Genomic DNA, 16330 nt, shown 5'->3' with positions numbered 1-16330 from the left:
CCGTGACGGCCCCCGTGGTCTCACAAGCTCGGCAGGCGGTCGCCTCGGCGCACCGCATCGTGGTCAAGGTCGGTTCCTCTTCGTTGACCACGGCGGAAGGTGGCCTCGACCCGGCGCGTCTCGACGCGCTGGTCGACGCCCTCGCGGCCCGTTCCGCGGCAGGCAGCCAGGTGGTGCTCGTGTCGTCCGGCGCGATCGCCGCGGGCCTGGCGCCGTTGAAGATCTCCCGCCGCCCGCGCGACCTCGCCACCCAGCAGGCCGCGGCGAGCGTCGGCCAGCTCACCCTCGCGCACGCCTACGCGAACTCGTTCGGCCGCTACAGCCTGACGGTCGGCCAGGTCCTGCTGACCGCCGACGACGTGGTGCGCCGAGCCCACTACCGCAACGCGCAGCGCACGTTCGACCGGCTGCTTGCCCTGGGCGCCGTCCCGGTGGTGAACGAGAACGACACCGTGGCCACCGAGGAGATCCGCTTCGGCGACAACGACCGGCTGGCCGCCCTGGTGGCCCACCTGGTCGGCGCCGACGCGCTGTTCCTGCTCTCCGACGTGGACGCCCTCTACTCGGGCGACCCGCGCAAGCCGGGTTCCGTGCGCATCGCCGAGGTCGCGTCGGCGTCCGACGTGGACGGCGTGAACGCCACCGCTCCCGGCGCGTCCGGTCTGGGCACCGGCGGCATGGCCTCGAAGCTCGCCGCCGCCCGCCTGGCGTCGGCGGCGGGCATCCCGGTGCTGCTCACCGGCGCTACCGAGGCAGGTCGCGCGCTGACCACCGCCGACGTCGGAACCGCTTTCGCCGCAACGGGTTCCCGCCTCACCGCCCGCCGCTTCTGGCTCGGGTACGCCACCGACGCCAACGGCCGCCTGCACCTCGACGACGGCGCCGTCGCCGCCGTCGTGGGCCGCCGCCGGTCGTTGCTCGCGGCCGGGATCACCGGCGTGGACGGCGACTTCGAGGCGGGCGACGTGGTCGAGTTGGTCAGCCTCGCGGGCGAGGTCGTGGCCCGCGGTGTGGTCGGCTACGACTCGGCGGAGCTGCCGTCGTTGATCGGCCGCAAGAGCCACGACCTGGCTTTGGAACATCGCCGCGAGGTCGTGCACGCGGACGACCTGGTGCCGCTGACTAGGTGAGCTCGACGCCCTTCGTCTCGGGCAGGGTCAGCACCACGAGCAGCGTGATCACCGCGCCGACCGTGACGTACCAGAAGAAGACGGTGCCGCCCACGGCCTGGATGACCAGCGGGGCGGTGCCGCCGAACACGGCGACGGTCAGGTTGTACCAGGCGCCGATGCCGAGCCCGCGCAGTTCCGTCGGGAACAGCTCGCTCATGATCGCGGGCGCGATCGCCGTGAACGCGCTGTAGAGCCCGAGCCCCACGGCGAACACGATCACGAGGTTCGCCAGGCCGGGTTTGACCAGTGTGGAGAGCGGCACCACCAGCAACGCCATCGCCGCCGACCACACGAGCATCTGCGGTTTGCGGCCGTAGCGGTCCGCCGTCCAGCCCATCGGGTACTGCAGCGCGATGAACACCACCGTGCCGATCGACAGCGCCAGGAACACGTCGATGTCGTTGGCGCCCTTGGTCTTCACCGCGAACGGAGTCAGCGCGGAGAAGAACGTGTAGAAGCTCAGCGTCGACAGCAGCGTGACGCCGATGATCTGCGCGACGGCCTTCGGGTGTTCCTTGATCGTCGTCAGCAGCGGGTTGCGCAGCTTCTCGGCCTTGGCCTTGTTGTCCTCGAACTGGTCGGTCTCCTTGAGCTCGCGCCGCAGCCACAACCCGATCAGGCCGAGCACCCCGCCGATCAGGAACGGCACGCGCCAGCCGTAGGAGGCCATTGCGGCCTTGTCGAGGTTGCGCGACAGGAAGAACCCGAGCAGCGACGCGATCAGCACGGCCGCGCCGGTCGAGATGTAGAAGAACGACGAGTAGCGGCCGCGGTGGCTCGCCGGCGCGATCTCCGCGAGGTACGCCGACGCGTTCGAGACCTCGCCGCCGAGCGCCATGCCCTGGGCGATCCTCGCCAGCACGAGCAGTGCCGGGGACAGCCAGCCGACCTGCTCGAACGTCGGCAGCAACCCGATCACCACCGAGCCACCGGACATCAGCACGATCGTCAGCAACATCGCCGTGCGACGGCCTTTGAGGTCCGCGAACCGGCCGAGCAGATAGCCGCCGAGCGGGCGGAAGAAGAAGGCGAGCGCGAACGTCGCGAAGGTGCTCAGCAGCGCCGCGGTCTCGTTGCCGGACGGGAAGATCTGCGTGGCGAAGTAGATGCTGAACGCCGTGTAGATGCCCCAGTCGTACCACTCCACGGCGTTGCCGGCGCTCGATGCGACGAGCGTCCGCACGGGCAGTCGATGCTTCTCCGATGTAACCGCCATGCGTGCACCCAATCACACACGGCGACGAATTGGGGCGTACGTCTCCACTGGATCGTTGGTCAGGAAGTCGACGATCATCGCGTTGCACAGCGCGGGTTTCTCGTGCAGCAGCCCGTGTGACGTGCCTGGAACGACCGCGAGTTCGGCGTTCGGCAGCGCGCGGTACATGGACGTGGCGTGCTCCAGCGTCACCTCGTCGTCGTCCCCGATCATGATGAGCGTGCGGTTCGTGAGCTTGCTCAGGTCCGTTTCGGACAGCGCGGGCGAACGGTGGTGCATGGGCGTGAGTTCCGTCGCCGGGTCCCAGCCTTCGTGGTGGTAGACGCCGCACACGACCACAAGGCGTTGCACGAGATCTGGGCGCATCACGGCGGTGAGCAGACCCACGGTGGCGCCGTCGCTGCACCCGAGGAGGTGAGCGGGCCCGACGCGTTCGAGGAACCTGATGGTCTCGCCGGCCATCTCGGTGTGGTCCTGGGTGGCCTGGTCGACGCGATGTGGCGCGTGCAACGCGAAGTCCGCGAGCGCGTCGTACTGCGGCCCGAACGCCGAGGGGTCCGCGCCGCCGGGGTGCAGGAGCACCAGTGTGTCAGCCATGTGCGAGTAGACCTCTCTCGTCGTCGATACTCATCGCCGTGCGATCTATTGGTTTGGTGACGTTGGTGGTCCGCGACTACGACGAGGCGATCCGCTTCTACGTGGACGGACTCGGGTTCACGCTGGTCGAGGACACTCCGCAGGGCGACAAGCGCTGGGTCGTGGTGTCGGCGGGTGAGGGTGCGTCGCTGCTGCTGGCCCAGGCTGACACGGATCAGCAGCGAGCACGAGCAGGCGACCAGACCGGTGGCCGTGTCGGGTTCTTCCTCACGACTGACGACTTCGACCGCGATCATGCCCGGATGTCCGCTTTCGGCGTGCGTTTCCTGGAGACGCCCCGTGAGGAGGTCTACGGCAAGGTCGCCGTGTTCGAGGACCTCTACGGCAACCGCTGGGACCTGCTTCAGCCCGCCCGCGCCTGACCGGGGGACACCCCGACGATCCGCTTGAACGCCCGGCTGAACGCGGCCTCGGACTCGTAGCCGAGGCCGCGGGCGACCTCGCTCACCGTGCTGTCGCGGTCTTTGAGGCGGTTCATCGCGACGTGCATGCGCCACCGCGTGACGTAGCGCATCGCCGGTTCGCCGACGAGTTCGGTGAACCGCGCCGCGAACGCCGACCGCGACATCGCCGTCTGGTGCGCCAGCCGTTCGACGGTCCAAGGCTGCGCCGGATCGCGGTGGATGAGGGCGAGCGCCTGCCCGATCTGCTGGTCCTGCAACGCCCCCAGCCACCCGGTGCGCGCCGCCGGGTCGTTCGCGAGCCACGACCGGATCGTCTGGATCACCAACACGTCCGCCAGCCGCGTGATGACCGCCTCGCCACCGGGCCGCACCGCCTTCGACTCGGCGGCGATGAGGTCGATGGTGGCGCGCATGTCGTCCGCGCGCCGCACGTACAGCACGCTCGGCAGCACGGTGACGAGGTGCTTCGCCGCCGGGTGGTCGAACCGGACCGCGCCGCACACCAGGTGCGTCACCGCGCCACCGCCGCCGTGCCGCAGGATCGCGTAGTTCTCCGTCTCGAACTCGTGCGGCAGCGTCGTGACGACCGGTGTCTCCGCGCCCTCGCCGTGGAACAGCCGGTGCTGCTGCCCGCCCGGCACGAGCAGCACGTCGCCGGGTTCGAGCCCGATGACCTGGCCGTCGACCTCGACGTCGCACCGCCCGCTGGTGAGGACGTGGAACCACAGGCAGTCGCCCATGTCGGGCATCGTCGCGCCCCACGGCTCGGTGAGCTCGTTGCGGCAGTAGAAGGTGCCGGACATCCTCAACAGGTGCAGTGCCTCGCCCAGCGCGTCCGTCATGCACCCCAGTCTGGACGAACGAGCAAGCCTGCGCGATGAATTGTCATTGAGAGTCCTGCTTCAGCGCGTCAAAGTTGTCGCCATGGGGACAACCACGCTGATCGCAGCCACCGCCACCGGCCTGATGGCAGGCCTGTTCTTCGCCTTCTCCGTCGCCGTCATGCCCGGCCTCGCGGACCTGCCCGCCGAGCACGCCCGCGCGGCGATGCGGCGGATCAACGCCCGCATCCAGAACCCGCTGTTCCTGCTGGTGTTCCTCGGCACCGCCGTGCTGTGCGGCATCGAGGTCTTCCAGGGCAGGATCGCCGGCGGCCTGCTCTACGTCGTCGGGTCGTTCCTGCTCACGATGTTCGTCAACGTGCCGATGAACAACCGCCTCGAACGCACCGACGACGCCTACTGGCCCACCTACCTGCGCACGTGGACGCTCTGGAACCACGTCCGCGCGGTGGCCTGCGTCGCCTCGACGGTCATCCTGCTGCTCGGATTCTGAGGCCGTTCTTCGGCCGCATCGCCGCGAGCCCGGTAGGCGTGAGGCGCTGGGGGAGCAGTTCGGGCTTCGGCTGCTCCAGCAACACCTTCAGCATCACCGTGAGCTCGGTCGTCGCGAGCCCCGCCCCGACGCACCGGTGCGGGCCACCACCGAACGGCAGGAACTCGTGCGGCGCAGGCTTGGTCTCCCACCTGTCCGGGTCGAAGGTGAGCGGCTCCGCGAACACCTCGGCACTGCGATGCGTCACGTACGGGCTGTACAGCAGGAAAGTGCCCTGCCTGATCTTCTTCCCGGCGAACTCGAACTCCTGCGCCGCCACCCGCGCCGACACCACGGCAGGCGGGTACAGCCGGAGCGTCTCGTTGACGACGTTCGCCAGGAACTCGTCGTCCTCCCGAGCCCGCTCCCACACCCCGTTGTGCCGCAACAGGTTGAACACGGCCCAGGCCATCGCACCACTGGTCGTCTCGTACCCGGCCGCGATCAGCGTGACGATCTGGTCCCGCACCTCCAGATCGCTGAGCCCGTCCCCCTGCACGAGCGCCGTCAGCACGTCCCCGGCCGCCCCACCCTGCCGAGTGGCCTCGATCGCCTGGTACACCCGAGCGTCCACGGCCCGCCGCGCCCGCATGGCGTTGCGCCAAGCAGGAGCCCGCAACGTCCGCAACAACGTGACCACCGTCGGGTTCCGATCGATCAGGTTGATCAACACCTGCAGGTGCGCCCCGAAGAAGTCCGAGTCCCGAGCCAACTCCTCACCGAACAACGCGTGAATCGTGCTACGCCTGATAGCTCGCCGAAACTCCTGGTAGGCGTCCACCACCTCACCAGCCCGCCACCCCGCGACCGTCGCCTCGGCATTGGCCCGCATCACCGGCACGTAACTCGCGATCTGCCGATGAGCCAACGCGGGCTGCACAACCCGTCGCCGCCGCTTGTGGTCCTCCCCGTCGCTCACGATCAACGACGTGGGCCCGTCCACCGGCACCAGCGACTGAAACGCCCGCTCCACCTCGAACAACTCGGAGTGCCCGAACACGAACCGGTTCGCCTCAGCCCCGAGCAGATACGTGTAGGGCCCCATCCGCACAACGGGCCCGAACCGCCGGTGCAGCGCCAAAAGCACATCCGCCTGCCGATACCGCACGACGTCCGGAATCATGACGACGACAGTGCCACACCGAACGGGGGGACAGATCGCAATGCCGGCACGGATTCCACCACCGACCGTGCACACCGGCACCGCGACCATCACCTACCGCCGCGAGGGCACCGGCCCGACGGTAGTCCTGCTGCACGCCCTGGCCAGCAGCTCGGCCACCTGGTCCACCCTGACCCGCGACCTGGTGACGTCCGGCCGTGAGGTGATAGCGCCAGACCTGCGCGGCCACGGCGACAGCTCGTGGACCAGCGACTACCTCCTCGACTCGATGGAACAGGACATCACCGGAGCCCTGGACACCCTCGGCGCCAAGAGCTTCGACCTGGTGGGCCACTCACTAGGCGCCCACCTCGCGGCCCTGCTGGCCGGCAGACACCCGGCCCGCGTCCGCAAGCTCGTCCTGGAAGACCCACCGGTACCACCCAGAACCGCCCCGCCACGCCGCCCGAGACGCGGCGTCGCCCTGTACCTGACCGCCCACGGCCTCGTCAGCCGCCGGTTCGACCGCAGACTGGTCGCACCGGTCCTGACCCAGCTCCGCGCACCGGACCCGGCGTGGTGGGACGCGGTGTCCGCGATCGAGGCCCCGACGCTGGTGGTAGGCGGAGGCCCGCGCAGCAGCGTGCCGGGGGAGCGGCTGACCGAACTGGCCGCGACGATCCCGAACGCCGACCTGGTCACGATCGACGCCGGCCACCACGTGCACGGCACCAGGCCCGAGGAGTTCCGCGACGCAGTGCTGCGTTTCCTCGGTTAGCAGCCAGACCGCTGTGCAGCGGTTCTCCGGCGAGCTGCCAAGCCGCGCATCCTCCGCCAGCGGCCAAGTCTCCGCGCCGCGCCTCGCCGGCCATTGGCGCCGTGCTGTGCTTCCCCAGCCCGCCAGCCCGCCAGCCCGCCAGCCCGCCAGCCCGCCAGCCCGCCAGCCCGCCAGCCCGCCAGCCCGCCAGCCCGCCAGCCCGCCAGCCCGCGGCAGGGCACCGCGCCTCGATCCCTCTGCCGGCCGTCAGTTCGTCACCGCGAGTGCGAACGGCAGGACCGCGGAGGCCCCCTCCTTCCTGAGCATCCGTGCCGCCACCGTCATCGTCCAGCCGGTGTCGACGTGGTCGTCCACCAGCAGCACCGGACCGTCCACACCGGACAGATCTGGTGCCTCGCCCGACCGCACCAGGCCGGCGAGGCGCTGGGCGCTGTTGGCGCGGTGCGTCGACTCGCCGAGCCAGACCGTGCCGAGCAGCGGCAGCCTGCCGATCGAGGCGATCTTCTGGCCGAAGCTGCCGACCAGCTGGGGGCGGCGCCGTGAGCCGATCGTCACCACGCCTACCGGGCGTTCGTCCCAGCCCCAGGCCGACAGCACCTTGACGCAGGCCGCGAACACGTCGTCCGGGATCTCGCGGTCGGCGGTGCCGTCCGCGAGCAGGTCGCGCAGGCGGTTGCCCCAGCCGATGTCGGTGAGGCGGCCCAGCGCCCTGCCGGTGGCCGCCACCTCGGCCGCCGGGATCTTGCCGGACAGCGGGACGCCGATCGCGCCCATGCCCGTCGGCCACATCTTGCGCGGCGCCACGTCGAGGCCGGGGCGCAGCAGCCGTTCGCGCGCGGCTTCCGCTGCCACCTCGGAGACCTCGACCGACAGGCGTTCGCCCGTGCAGTTGTCGCAGCGGCCGCACTCGTGCGAGGTCGGGTCGTCCAGCTGGTCCTGGAGGAACTTCATCCGGCACTGGTCGGTGCGCAGGTACTCGACCATCACCTGCTGCTCGGCCTTGCGGGCCTGCGCGATGCGCGCGTACCGCTCGCCGTCGTACTCCCACGGCCTGCCCGTCGACTCCCAGCCGCCCTTCACCCGCCGCACCGCGCCGTCGACGTCCAGCACCTTCAGCACCACCTCGAGCCTGCCGCGCGACAGCTCGACCATCGGTTCCAAAGCCGCCGTCGACAGCGCCTTGCCCGCGCCGTCCAACGCGGACAACACCTGGCGCACCACCACTTCCGGCGGGAACGCCAGCGACGTGAAGTACGCCCAGATGTCCCGGTCCTCGTGGCCGGGCAGCAGGACCACCTCGGCCCGTTCGACACCGCGGCCCGCACGACCGATCTGCTGGTAGTAGGCGATCGGCGACGACGGCGCGCCCACGTGCACTACGAAGCCCAGGTCCGGCTTGTCGAACCCCATGCCCAGCGCCGAGGTGGCCACCAGCGCCTTGACCTTGTTGCCCAGCAGGTCTTCCTCGGCCCGCTCGCGCTCGGCCGGCTCCGTCTTGCCCGAGTACGCGGCCACCGCGAAGCCGCGCGAGGCGAGGAACGCCGCGATGTCGTCCGCCGCCGCCACCGTGAGCGTGTAGATGATCCCGGATCCCGGCAGCCGTTCGAGCTGCTCGGCCAGCCACCCGAGCCGCGACTCCGCCGTGGGCAGCAACGCCACCGACAACCGCAGGCTGTCCCGGTCCAGCGGCCCCCGCAACACCAGCGTGCCCTCGTCGGCGCCGAGCCCCAGCTGCTCGGTGACGTCGTGCACCACCCTGTCGTTGGCCGTCGCCGTCGTCGCCAGCACCGGCACGCCCGGCGGCAGCTCCGTCAGCAACGTCCGCAGCCGCCGGTAGTCGGGCCGGAAGTCGTGCCCCCAGTCCGAGATGCAGTGCGCCTCGTCGACCACGAGCATGCCCGCCGACGCCGTCAACGAAGGCAGCACCGAATCGCGGAAGTCGGGGTTGTTCAGCCGTTCCGGGCTGACCAGCAGCACGTCGACCTCACCGGCCGCGACCTGCTCCTGCACGGCGTCCCACTCGCCGGGATTGGCCGAGTTGATCGTCACCGCGTGCACACCGGCCCGCGCCGCCGCGTCGATCTGGTTGCGCATCAACGCGAGCAACGGCGACACGATGACCGTCGGACCCTCACCGAGCTGGCGCAGCAACGCCGTCGCGATGAAGTACACGGCCGACTTGCCCCAGCCCGTGCGCTGGACGACGAGAGCTCTGCGGCGCTGGGCCACGAGGGTGTGGATCGCGGTCCACTGGTCCTCGCGCAGCACCGCCTCCGGGCCCGCCAGTGCCCGGAGCCGTTCCTCCGCCAGTTCTCGCAACGCGATGTCGTCCATGGGGAGCAAGCTTGCCAGGGTGTGCTCGTCTGCCGCTGCTTCGCAGACGGCGGCGAGTTCGCCGGGGAGTCGGTCGTCCGGCCGAATCGCTCGTGCCGAACTGGGCTTCGCCGAGTCCGGCACGAGCGGTTGACCGGACGACCGACGCGAACTCGCGATGTGGTCATCCATGAGAGCAAGCGTGGCAGGCAGGTCTGACAATTGTGATTGTCGCAGGTCGTAAGCTGTGTGGCGTGACTGATGACCTGCGCGACCAGGTGCACGCGGCAGCTCGCCGCGCCCGTGTCGCCGCCGACGAACTCGTCCTCGCCACCCGCGAGCGCAAGGACACCGCGCTCCTGGAGATGGCCGCCGCGCTGCGCAAGCGCGCGCCAGAGATCATCGAGGCCAACCAGAAGGACCTCGAAGCGGGCAAGGCAGCGGGTCTCCCAGCCAACCTCCTCGACCGCCTCACGCTGAACGACGCCCGCGTCGAGGGTGTCGCGGCAGGCCTGGAAACCGTTGCGGGACTGGCGGACCCGGTCGGCCAGGTGATCACCGGCGGCATCCTGCCGAACGGGCTCGAGCTCAAGCAGGTCCGCGTCCCGATGGGCGTCGTCGGCATGGTCTACGAGGCCCGCCCGAACGTCACGGTCGACGCCGCCGGTCTCGCGCTCAAGTCCGGCAACGCCGCGCTGCTGCGGGGTTCCTCGACCGCCGAGCACTCCAACACCGCGCTCGTCGGCATCCTGCGCGACGCACTCGAAAGCGTGAACCTCCCGGCCGACAGCGTGCAGCTCCTGCCGTGCCACGACCGCGCGTCCGTCACGCACCTCATCACCGCGCGCGGCCTGGTCGACCTGGTGATCCCGCGCGGCGGTGCCGGTCTGATCAACGCCGTGGTCGAGCAGGCCACGGTGCCCACGATCGAGACCGGCGTCGGCAACTGCCACGTCTACGTCGACGCGAACGCCGACCTCGACATGGCGGAGGCGATCGTCCTCAACGCCAAGACGCGGCGCACGAGCGTGTGCAACGCGGCGGAGTCCGTGCTGGTGCACAAGGACGTCGCGCACGAGTTCGTCCCGCGCATCACCAAGGCGTTGCAGCAGGAGAACGTCACGATCCACGGCGACGAGCAGTTCGCGCGGCAGCCGGACGTGCTGACCGCCACCGAGGAGGACTGGGGCACCGAGTACCTGAGCCTCGACATCTCGGCGAAGGTCATCGACTCGTTGGACGACGCGGTGAAGCACATCGCCACGTACGGTTCCGGCCACAGCGAGGCCATCGTGACGAACGACGTCACGGCCGCACGCAGGTTCACGGCCCGTGTGGACGCCGCTGCTGTGTTCGTCAACGCCTCCACGGCCTACACCGACGGCGCGGAGTTCGGCATGGGCGCGGAGATCGGCATCTCCACGCAGAAGCTGCACGCCCGCGGCCCTATGGGCCTAACCGAGCTGACGTCCTCTAAATGGGTCGTGTGGGGAGAAGGCCACACGCGCCCCAAGGCGTAGCTCTACGTTCGGAGACATGGCTCCCACCTACCCGTTCTCCGAAGCTGCCGGGCTGACCCTCGATCCGACCTATGAACGGCTACGGCGCGACGAACCCGTCACGCGCGTGACGTATCCCTACGGCGGCGAGGGTTGGCTCGTCACGTCCTACGAAGACACGAAGTTCGTCCTGGGCGACCCGAGATTCAGCCGTGCGCGCACGGTCGACCAGGACGTGCCGAGGATGCAGCCGCTCATCGCACCGGGCGGCTCGATCCTCACGCACGACGGAGCCGACCACGCCCGCATGCGCCGGCTGGTCTCCAAGGCGTTCACGGTGCGCCGCGTCGAGGAATTGCGGCCGCGCGCCCAACGGATCACCGACGAGCTGCTGGACGGCCTGGACAACCCCGGTGACCTGGTCGAGGGCTTCTCGATGCCGTTCCCGATCACGATCATCTGCGAGCTGCTCGGGGTGCCGTTCGAGGACCGCGCCGACTTCCGCACGTGGTCGAACCAGGTGCTGTCCACGGTCGGCGGCCTCTCACCGGAAGAAGCCATGCACGGCATGATCAAGCTGCACGGCTACTTCACCGAACTGGTCGCCAAGCGCCGTGCGCATCCCACGGACGATCTGATCAGTGCGCTCGTGGCCGCTCGCGACAACGAGGACAGGCTCAGCGAGGACGAGCTCGTCAGGTTCGGCATCACGCTCCTCGTCGCCGGGCACGAGACGACCGCGAACATGATCGCGAACAGCGTCGTCGCCCTGACCGACCACCTGGACGCCTTGAAGGACCTCCACGAGCACCCGGAGAAGGTCCCGAACGCCGTCGAGGAGCTGCTGCGGTTCATCCCGCTGGGCGCCGGAGCCGGCTTCACCCGCATCGCCACCGAGGACGTCCAGGTCGGCAACGCGCTCGTGAAGGAGGGTGACGCCGTGCTGGTGGTCGTGTCGTCGGCGAACCACGACGAGTCGATGTACACCAACGCCGCGGAACTCGACCTTGAGCGTGAGGTCGGCCAGCACCTGCAGTTCGGTCACGGCATCCACTTCTGCCTCGGGTCGCAGCTCGCGCGGATGGAGCTCCAGGTCGCACTCGGCGCTCTGACGCGCCGGATGCCGGATCTGCGGCTCGCCGAACCCGTCGAGTTCCGCAAGGGATCGCTGGTCAGGGGCCCGGTGAAGCTCCTGGTGGCCTGGTGAGAAAAATCTTGGGCGAGCCGCGTCATGGGGGACCGGCCCGCGCGTTCCTCCAGTGCGCGCGGCTTTGCTTCGGGGTGAGCCGCGACCCGCACGGCTCGTCCTCCCCCTGAGCCGTTCGGTGTGATCAGCACGACCGGCGCTGGGTCTCGGGAGCGGCCCGGCGCCGGTCTACGCTGGATCGATGCGCATCGGCGTCATGGGTGGCACGTTCGACCCCATCCACCACGGCCACCTCGTGGCCGCCAGCGAGGTGCAGGCCAGGTTCGACCTGGACCGCGTGATCTTCGTGCCGACGGGTCAGCCCTGGCAGAAGGCGTCGCGGGAGGTCTCCGAGGCCGAGGACCGGTACCTGATGACGGTCATCGCCACGGCCTCGAACCCCCGGTTCTCGGTCAGCAGGGTCGACATCGACCGCGACGGCCCCACGTACACCGTGGACACGCTCACGGACCTCAAGAAGCAGTACCCGGACGCCGACCTGTTCTTCATCACCGGCGCCGACGCGCTGGAGCAGATCCTGTCCTGGAAGCGCGCCGCCGACGCGTTCGACCTCGCCCACTTCATCGGAGTCACCCGTCCGGGCTACACGCTGAACGACCGCCACCTGCCGCCCGGTTCCGTGTCGTTGGTCGAGGTCCCGGCCATGGCCATCTCGTCGACCGGCTGTCGCGCGAGGACCGCGTCGGGTCAGCCGGTCTGGTACCTCGTGCCCGACGGAGTGGTCCAGTACATCGCGAAAACAGGCCTGTACTCCGAGTCGTAACCACGTTCGAGTGGATTTTGCGTGCATCCGAGCGCGCGGGGAGCAACAATCAGCGGGTTGTTGCTGGTTCGTGGAAGGCAAGACTTTGGCTACAGGCACCGTGAAGTGGTTCAACGCCGAAAAGGGCTTCGGGTTCATCGCGCCCGACGACGGCTCGGCAGACGTCTTCGTGCACTACTCGGAGATCCAGTCCAAGGGTTTCCGCTCGCTCGAGGAGAACCAGAAGGTCGAGTTCGAGGTCGGCCAGGGCCAGAAGGGGCCGCAGGCCCAGCAGGTCCGCCCGCTCTAAGCTTCGGCGCAGGTGAAGGCCACCTCAGGGCGCTGAGGTGGCCTTCGTCATGCCTGCGTGTGAAGTACCCGTTGGCGCACGCCGGTACCCTCAGTAACTCGTGTGGGCGTATCGACGCCCGCCGGAAGTCAGAGGAGTGACGTGGCAGCCACCGACGAGGCACGACGGCTGGCGCTGGTCGCGGCGAACGCAGCGGCCGACAAGAAGGCGCACGACGTGACGGTGCTCGACGTCTCCGACCAGCTCGTGATCACGGACGTGTTCGTGATCGCGTCCGCTCCCAACGAGCGGCAGGTCGGCGCGATCGTCGACAACATCGAGGAGAAGCTGCGGGAGGCCGGCACGAAGCCGGTGCGCCGCGAAGGGGCTCGCGAGGGCCGGTGGGTGCTGCTGGACTTCGTGGACGTCGTCGTGCACGTGCAGCACACCGAGGAGCGCAGCTTCTACGGCCTGGAGCGGCTGTGGAAGGACTGCCCGCGGATCGAGTTCGAAGCGGACGTCCCCGCCGACTCGACGGCTGAATGAGGTAGCGGATGGCCCTGAGCCGGCTCGTGCTGTGGCGGCACGGTGAGACCGACTACAACGCGACCGGGCGCCTGCAGGGTCATCTGGACTCGTCGCTCACCGAGACCGGCCTGAACCAGGCGAGGTTCGCCGTGCCGGTGCTCGCCGGGTTCGCGCCGGAGATCGTCGTGGCCTCCGACCTGCAGCGCGCCCGCAACACCGCCGGGGTGTTCACGTCGTCGACGGACATCCCGCTGCGGATCGACGAACGGCTGCGCGAGACCCACCTGGGCAAGTGGCAGGGCCTCAACGTCGCCGAGGTCGAGCAGGAGTGGCCAGGCCAGGTCAAGGTGTGGCGCACCGACCCGACGTTCGCGCCGCCGGACGGCGAGTCGCGGGTCGAGGTGGCCGAGCGCGCCATCCAGGTCGTGCACGAGGTGGACGCCGAGTTCTCCGAGACCGTCATGCTGTGCGCGCACGGTGGCCTGATCAGCGCGTTGACCGGCCGGTTGCTGGAGCTGCCGGTGCAGAACTGGTCTCAGCTCGGCGGGATCTCCAACTGCCACTGGACCGTGTTCACCCGGCGCAACGACCAGTGGCGGCTGACCTCGTACAACGCGGGCACCACGCGTTGAGACTGCTGGTCCTCGGGGACTCGCTGTCGTTCTTCGGGCCGTCCGGACCGCTGCCCGCCGACCACCCGCGCCTGTGGCACAACATCTGCGCCGAGCAGTTGGGCGGGTCGGCGGAGCTCGCGGCCGGGTTCGGGTGGACGGCACGGGACGCCTGGTGGGCGTTGACCGGGGATCCGCGGATCTGGTCGTTGCTGCCCCGTACGGACGTGCTGGTGTTCGCGGTGGGGAGCATGGACACGTTGCCCTCGCCGTTGCCCACCTACCTGCGTGAGGGGCTGCGTTACGTGCGGCCTGACTGGCTGCGGCGGTGGGTGCGTGCGCGCTATCAGTTCGTGCAGCCTCGGTTGGCGCCTTACACGCGTGCGTCGCTGCCGCCCGCGTTGACGGCGCGGTACCTGAAGGACATGTTGCAGTCCGTTCGGAATCTTCAGTACACGATGCCGGCGGTCGGGATCGTGCCGTCGGTGCATCGTGCGGCGACGTACGCGAGCGCGCATCAGGGGCACGCGGCCGCGGTGGCGCACGTGCGCGGGTGGGCCGGGGCCGCGGGGGTGCCGTTGCTGAACTTGCCCGCCGTGATCGGGGAGCACGTGCGGTCCGGTGCCGGAAATCCGGACGGGATGCACTGGGGCTGGGAGGGGCACGAACTCGTGGGTGCGGCGATGGCCTCCCTCATCTCGTCCGTGGCGTTGAGTCCCTCGGAGGAGTGAGCCCCGTAGGCTCGTCGCTCGTGCGCATCACCATCGTCACCGACTCCACGGCATACCTGCCCGAGGGGTTCGCGAAGCGCCATGCGATCACGGTCGTGCCGTTGCACGTCGCGGTGGACGGAGCCGGACGTCTCGACGGTGTCGACTTCGGACCGTTCGAACTGGCCGCCGCCCTCGCCGAGCACCGCCGGGTGACGACGTCGCGGCCCACACCCGGTGAGATGGCCGAGGTCTACCGCGAGGCGCTGTCGTCGTCTGACGCGGTCGTGTCCGTGCATCTCTCTCGTGAGCTGTCCGGCACGTGGGAGGCCGCACGGCTGGCTGCTGAGGAGATCGATCCGACCCGCATCCGCGTGGTCGACTCGAGGTCGACGGGCATGGGGCTCGGGTTCTCGGTGTTGCGCGCGTGCGCGGCCGTGTCCGCCGGGCGTTCGCACGCCGAGGTCGAGGAGGCCGCTTCGTCGGCCGCGGCGGAGACCCGGATGTTCTTCTGCCTGGAGACGCTGGAGCACCTGCGCCGGGGTGGCCGGATCGGTACGGCGGCGGCACTGGTGGGGACCGCGCTGGCGGTGAAGCCGTTGCTGCACATGGACGACGGCCGGATCGTGCCGCTGGAGAAGGTGCGCACGATGGGCCGCGCGGTGGGGCGCCTGGTCGACCTGGCGGCGGCCGCGGCGGGCGACGGCCCGGTAGGACTCGCCGTGCACCACCTGGCCGCGCCGGAACGTGCCGCGGAGCTCGCGACCCGCCTGGACGAACGGCTGCCCGGCTCGACGGGATGCGTGATCTCGGAGGTCGGCGCGGTGATCGGCGCGCACACCGGACCGGGCGTGCTGGGCGTCGTGGTGCTGCCGGGAGGACCCGACAGCATCCCACAGACCCCCGACAACTCCGCGGTTCCGACCGGCGAGTGATCGCGACCTGTCCACAACCCGCGAGTAATCCACAGCCCCGGAGCCAACCCCGCCTCCCCACCCACCCCGCTCCGTAACGTCGCTCGCATGTCCTCCCGCTCCCACCCGGACCCCCTCCCGACCGAACGCCTGGCCGCCTTGGCCGACAAGGTGAGAGCCGACCCGACCCTGGTCCACGCGCGATCAGAGGACGCGGCCGACACCGCCCCGCCCCACCGCCGCTTCCGCCTGCCCTCCCTCCCGCGCCGAGGCCTGCTGGCCCTGGGCATAGCCGTGGCGTGCACGGTCATAGGCCTGGGCAGCTGGTGGCAGAGCCCCGCCGCCGAACCGGCCCCGGACCTGGCGCTGGTGAGCACCTCGGCCCCGGCCGCGGACCTCGTCGTGAACGTGATCGGCGAGGTGGCCACCCCGGGCCTCGTCACCGCCACGTCCGGCGCCCGCGTGGCCGATGCCATCCACCTGGCCGGAGGCATGAAGCCGGGCACCGACCTCCACAACCTGAACCTGGCCCGCAAACTCACCGACGGCGAGCAGATAGCGGTGGGCATCCCACCGCCACCCGCGGCCGCCGCGCCCCAAGCTCCAGGCATCCAGCCCAAGCTGAACCTGAACACCGCCACCACGACCGAGCTGGACGCCCTCCCCGGCATCGGCCCGGTGATGGCCCAACGGATAGTCGACCACCGCACCCGCAAGGGCCCCTTCACCGCGGTCGACCAACTCCGCGACGTGGAAGGCATCGGCGAGTCGAAGCTGGCCAAGCTCGCCGAGCTGGTCCACACCTGATTAGGCC

Annotated in this window: 18 protein-coding genes; 13 read left to right on the top strand and 5 right to left on the bottom strand. The window is 69.9% G+C overall.

Going from position 1 to position 16330, the window contains the following annotated elements; all coding sequences use genetic code 11:
- Window positions 1-2: 2 nt before the first annotated feature.
- Window positions 3-1130: a glutamate 5-kinase gene (proB, locus tag ACQEU1_RS17865; RefSeq protein ID WP_433202527.1), complete on the top strand. Its 1128-nt coding sequence runs from the start codon at window positions 3-5 to the stop codon at window positions 1128-1130.
- Here the strand turns inward: proB and ACQEU1_RS17860 are convergent.
- Window positions 1123-2388, bottom strand: coding sequence for an MFS transporter (locus ACQEU1_RS17860; RefSeq protein WP_433202524.1), 1266 nt, complete (start codon window positions 2386-2388; stop codon window positions 1123-1125). The two genes, proB and ACQEU1_RS17860, sit on opposite strands and share 8 nt — an antisense overlap.
- A gap of 12 nt (window positions 2389-2400) precedes the next feature.
- Window positions 2401-2985 (bottom strand): alpha/beta fold hydrolase, encoded by a 585-nt coding sequence (locus ACQEU1_RS17855; protein ID WP_433202521.1) that lies wholly within the window; start codon window positions 2983-2985, stop codon window positions 2401-2403.
- A 56-nt stretch (window positions 2986-3041) separates the two neighbouring features.
- On the opposite strand from ACQEU1_RS17855, the gene ACQEU1_RS17850 reads away from it, so the two are divergent.
- Window positions 3042-3407 carry a VOC family protein gene (locus ACQEU1_RS17850; protein ID WP_433202518.1) on the top strand — a complete coding sequence of 122 codons (366 nt, stop codon included), beginning with the start codon at window positions 3042-3044 and terminating at the stop codon, window positions 3405-3407.
- Here the strand turns inward: ACQEU1_RS17850 and ACQEU1_RS17845 are convergent.
- The gene (locus ACQEU1_RS17845) at window positions 3389-4291 is read right to left on the bottom strand and encodes an AraC family transcriptional regulator (RefSeq protein WP_433202515.1); all 903 of its coding nucleotides are present in this window, start codon (window positions 4289-4291) and stop codon (window positions 3389-3391) included. The two genes, ACQEU1_RS17850 and ACQEU1_RS17845, sit on opposite strands and share 19 nt — an antisense overlap.
- A gap of 82 nt (window positions 4292-4373) precedes the next feature.
- Between ACQEU1_RS17845 and ACQEU1_RS17840 the strand changes: the two genes are divergently transcribed.
- The gene (locus ACQEU1_RS17840; protein ID WP_433202512.1) at window positions 4374-4784 is read left to right on the top strand and encodes a DUF1772 domain-containing protein; all 411 of its coding nucleotides are present in this window, start codon (window positions 4374-4376) and stop codon (window positions 4782-4784) included.
- Here ACQEU1_RS17840 and ACQEU1_RS17835 read toward each other — a convergent pair.
- Entirely contained in the window at window positions 4762-5946 is a 1185-nt protein-coding gene (locus tag ACQEU1_RS17835) for a cytochrome P450 (RefSeq protein ID WP_433202509.1), read from the bottom strand. The genes ACQEU1_RS17840 and ACQEU1_RS17835 overlap by 23 nt on opposite strands.
- Before the next feature lie 40 nt (window positions 5947-5986).
- Here ACQEU1_RS17835 and ACQEU1_RS17830 point away from each other — a divergent pair, with 40 nt between their 5' ends.
- Entirely contained in the window at window positions 5987-6703 is a 717-nt protein-coding gene (locus tag ACQEU1_RS17830; protein ID WP_433202506.1) for an alpha/beta fold hydrolase, read from the top strand.
- Between the two features lie 246 nt (window positions 6704-6949).
- Here the strand turns inward: ACQEU1_RS17830 and ACQEU1_RS17825 are convergent, their stop codons facing one another.
- Window positions 6950-9037: a RecQ family ATP-dependent DNA helicase gene (locus tag ACQEU1_RS17825; RefSeq protein WP_433211557.1), complete on the bottom strand. Its 2088-nt coding sequence runs from the start codon at window positions 9035-9037 to the stop codon at window positions 6950-6952.
- 233 nt (window positions 9038-9270) lie between these two features.
- On the opposite strand from ACQEU1_RS17825, the gene ACQEU1_RS17820 reads away from it, so the two are divergent.
- The 9 genes from ACQEU1_RS17820 (at window position 9271) to ACQEU1_RS17780 (ending at window position 16323) form a co-directional block, all read left to right on the top strand.
- A complete protein-coding gene (locus tag ACQEU1_RS17820) occupies window positions 9271-10536 on the top strand; it encodes a glutamate-5-semialdehyde dehydrogenase (protein WP_433202503.1) in 1266 nt (421 codons plus the stop codon).
- Between the two features lie 16 nt (window positions 10537-10552).
- Window positions 10553-11722, top strand: a complete 1170-nt coding sequence (locus ACQEU1_RS17815; protein WP_433202500.1) for a cytochrome P450 — start codon at window positions 10553-10555, stop codon at window positions 11720-11722.
- 181 nt (window positions 11723-11903) lie between these two features.
- Entirely contained in the window at window positions 11904-12485 is a 582-nt protein-coding gene (nadD, locus tag ACQEU1_RS17810; protein ID WP_382444478.1) for a nicotinate-nucleotide adenylyltransferase, read from the top strand.
- 85 nt (window positions 12486-12570) lie between these two features.
- Window positions 12571-12774: a transcription antiterminator/RNA stability regulator CspE gene (gene cspE, locus ACQEU1_RS17805; protein WP_030468099.1), complete on the top strand. Its 204-nt coding sequence runs from the start codon at window positions 12571-12573 to the stop codon at window positions 12772-12774.
- 141 nt (window positions 12775-12915) lie between these two features.
- Window positions 12916-13299, top strand: a complete 384-nt coding sequence (gene rsfS, locus ACQEU1_RS17800; protein ID WP_045316502.1) for a ribosome silencing factor — start codon at window positions 12916-12918, stop codon at window positions 13297-13299.
- An 8-nt stretch (window positions 13300-13307) separates the two neighbouring features.
- Window positions 13308-13913: a histidine phosphatase family protein gene (locus ACQEU1_RS17795; RefSeq protein WP_433202493.1), complete on the top strand. Its 606-nt coding sequence runs from the start codon at window positions 13308-13310 to the stop codon at window positions 13911-13913.
- A complete protein-coding gene (octT, locus tag ACQEU1_RS17790) occupies window positions 13910-14623 on the top strand; it encodes a diglucosylglycerate octanoyltransferase (RefSeq protein WP_433202490.1) in 714 nt (237 codons plus the stop codon). The genes ACQEU1_RS17795 and octT overlap by 4 nt, the downstream gene beginning before the upstream one ends.
- Window positions 14624-14643: 20 nt before the next feature.
- Window positions 14644-15537, top strand: a complete 894-nt coding sequence (locus ACQEU1_RS17785; RefSeq protein ID WP_433202487.1) for a DegV family protein — start codon at window positions 14644-14646, stop codon at window positions 15535-15537.
- 87 nt (window positions 15538-15624) lie between these two features.
- A complete protein-coding gene (locus tag ACQEU1_RS17780) occupies window positions 15625-16323 on the top strand; it encodes a helix-hairpin-helix domain-containing protein (RefSeq protein WP_433202484.1) in 699 nt (232 codons plus the stop codon).
- Window positions 16324-16330: the final 7 nt, after the last annotated feature.

Origin of the sequence: Lentzea sp. CA-135723 (assembly GCF_050936595.1) — a bacterium.
Classification (GTDB): Bacteria; Actinomycetota; Actinomycetes; order Mycobacteriales; family Pseudonocardiaceae; genus Lentzea.
The sequence above is the reverse complement of the archived record's forward strand: the minus strand, read 5'-3'. Positions and strand labels throughout refer to the sequence as shown.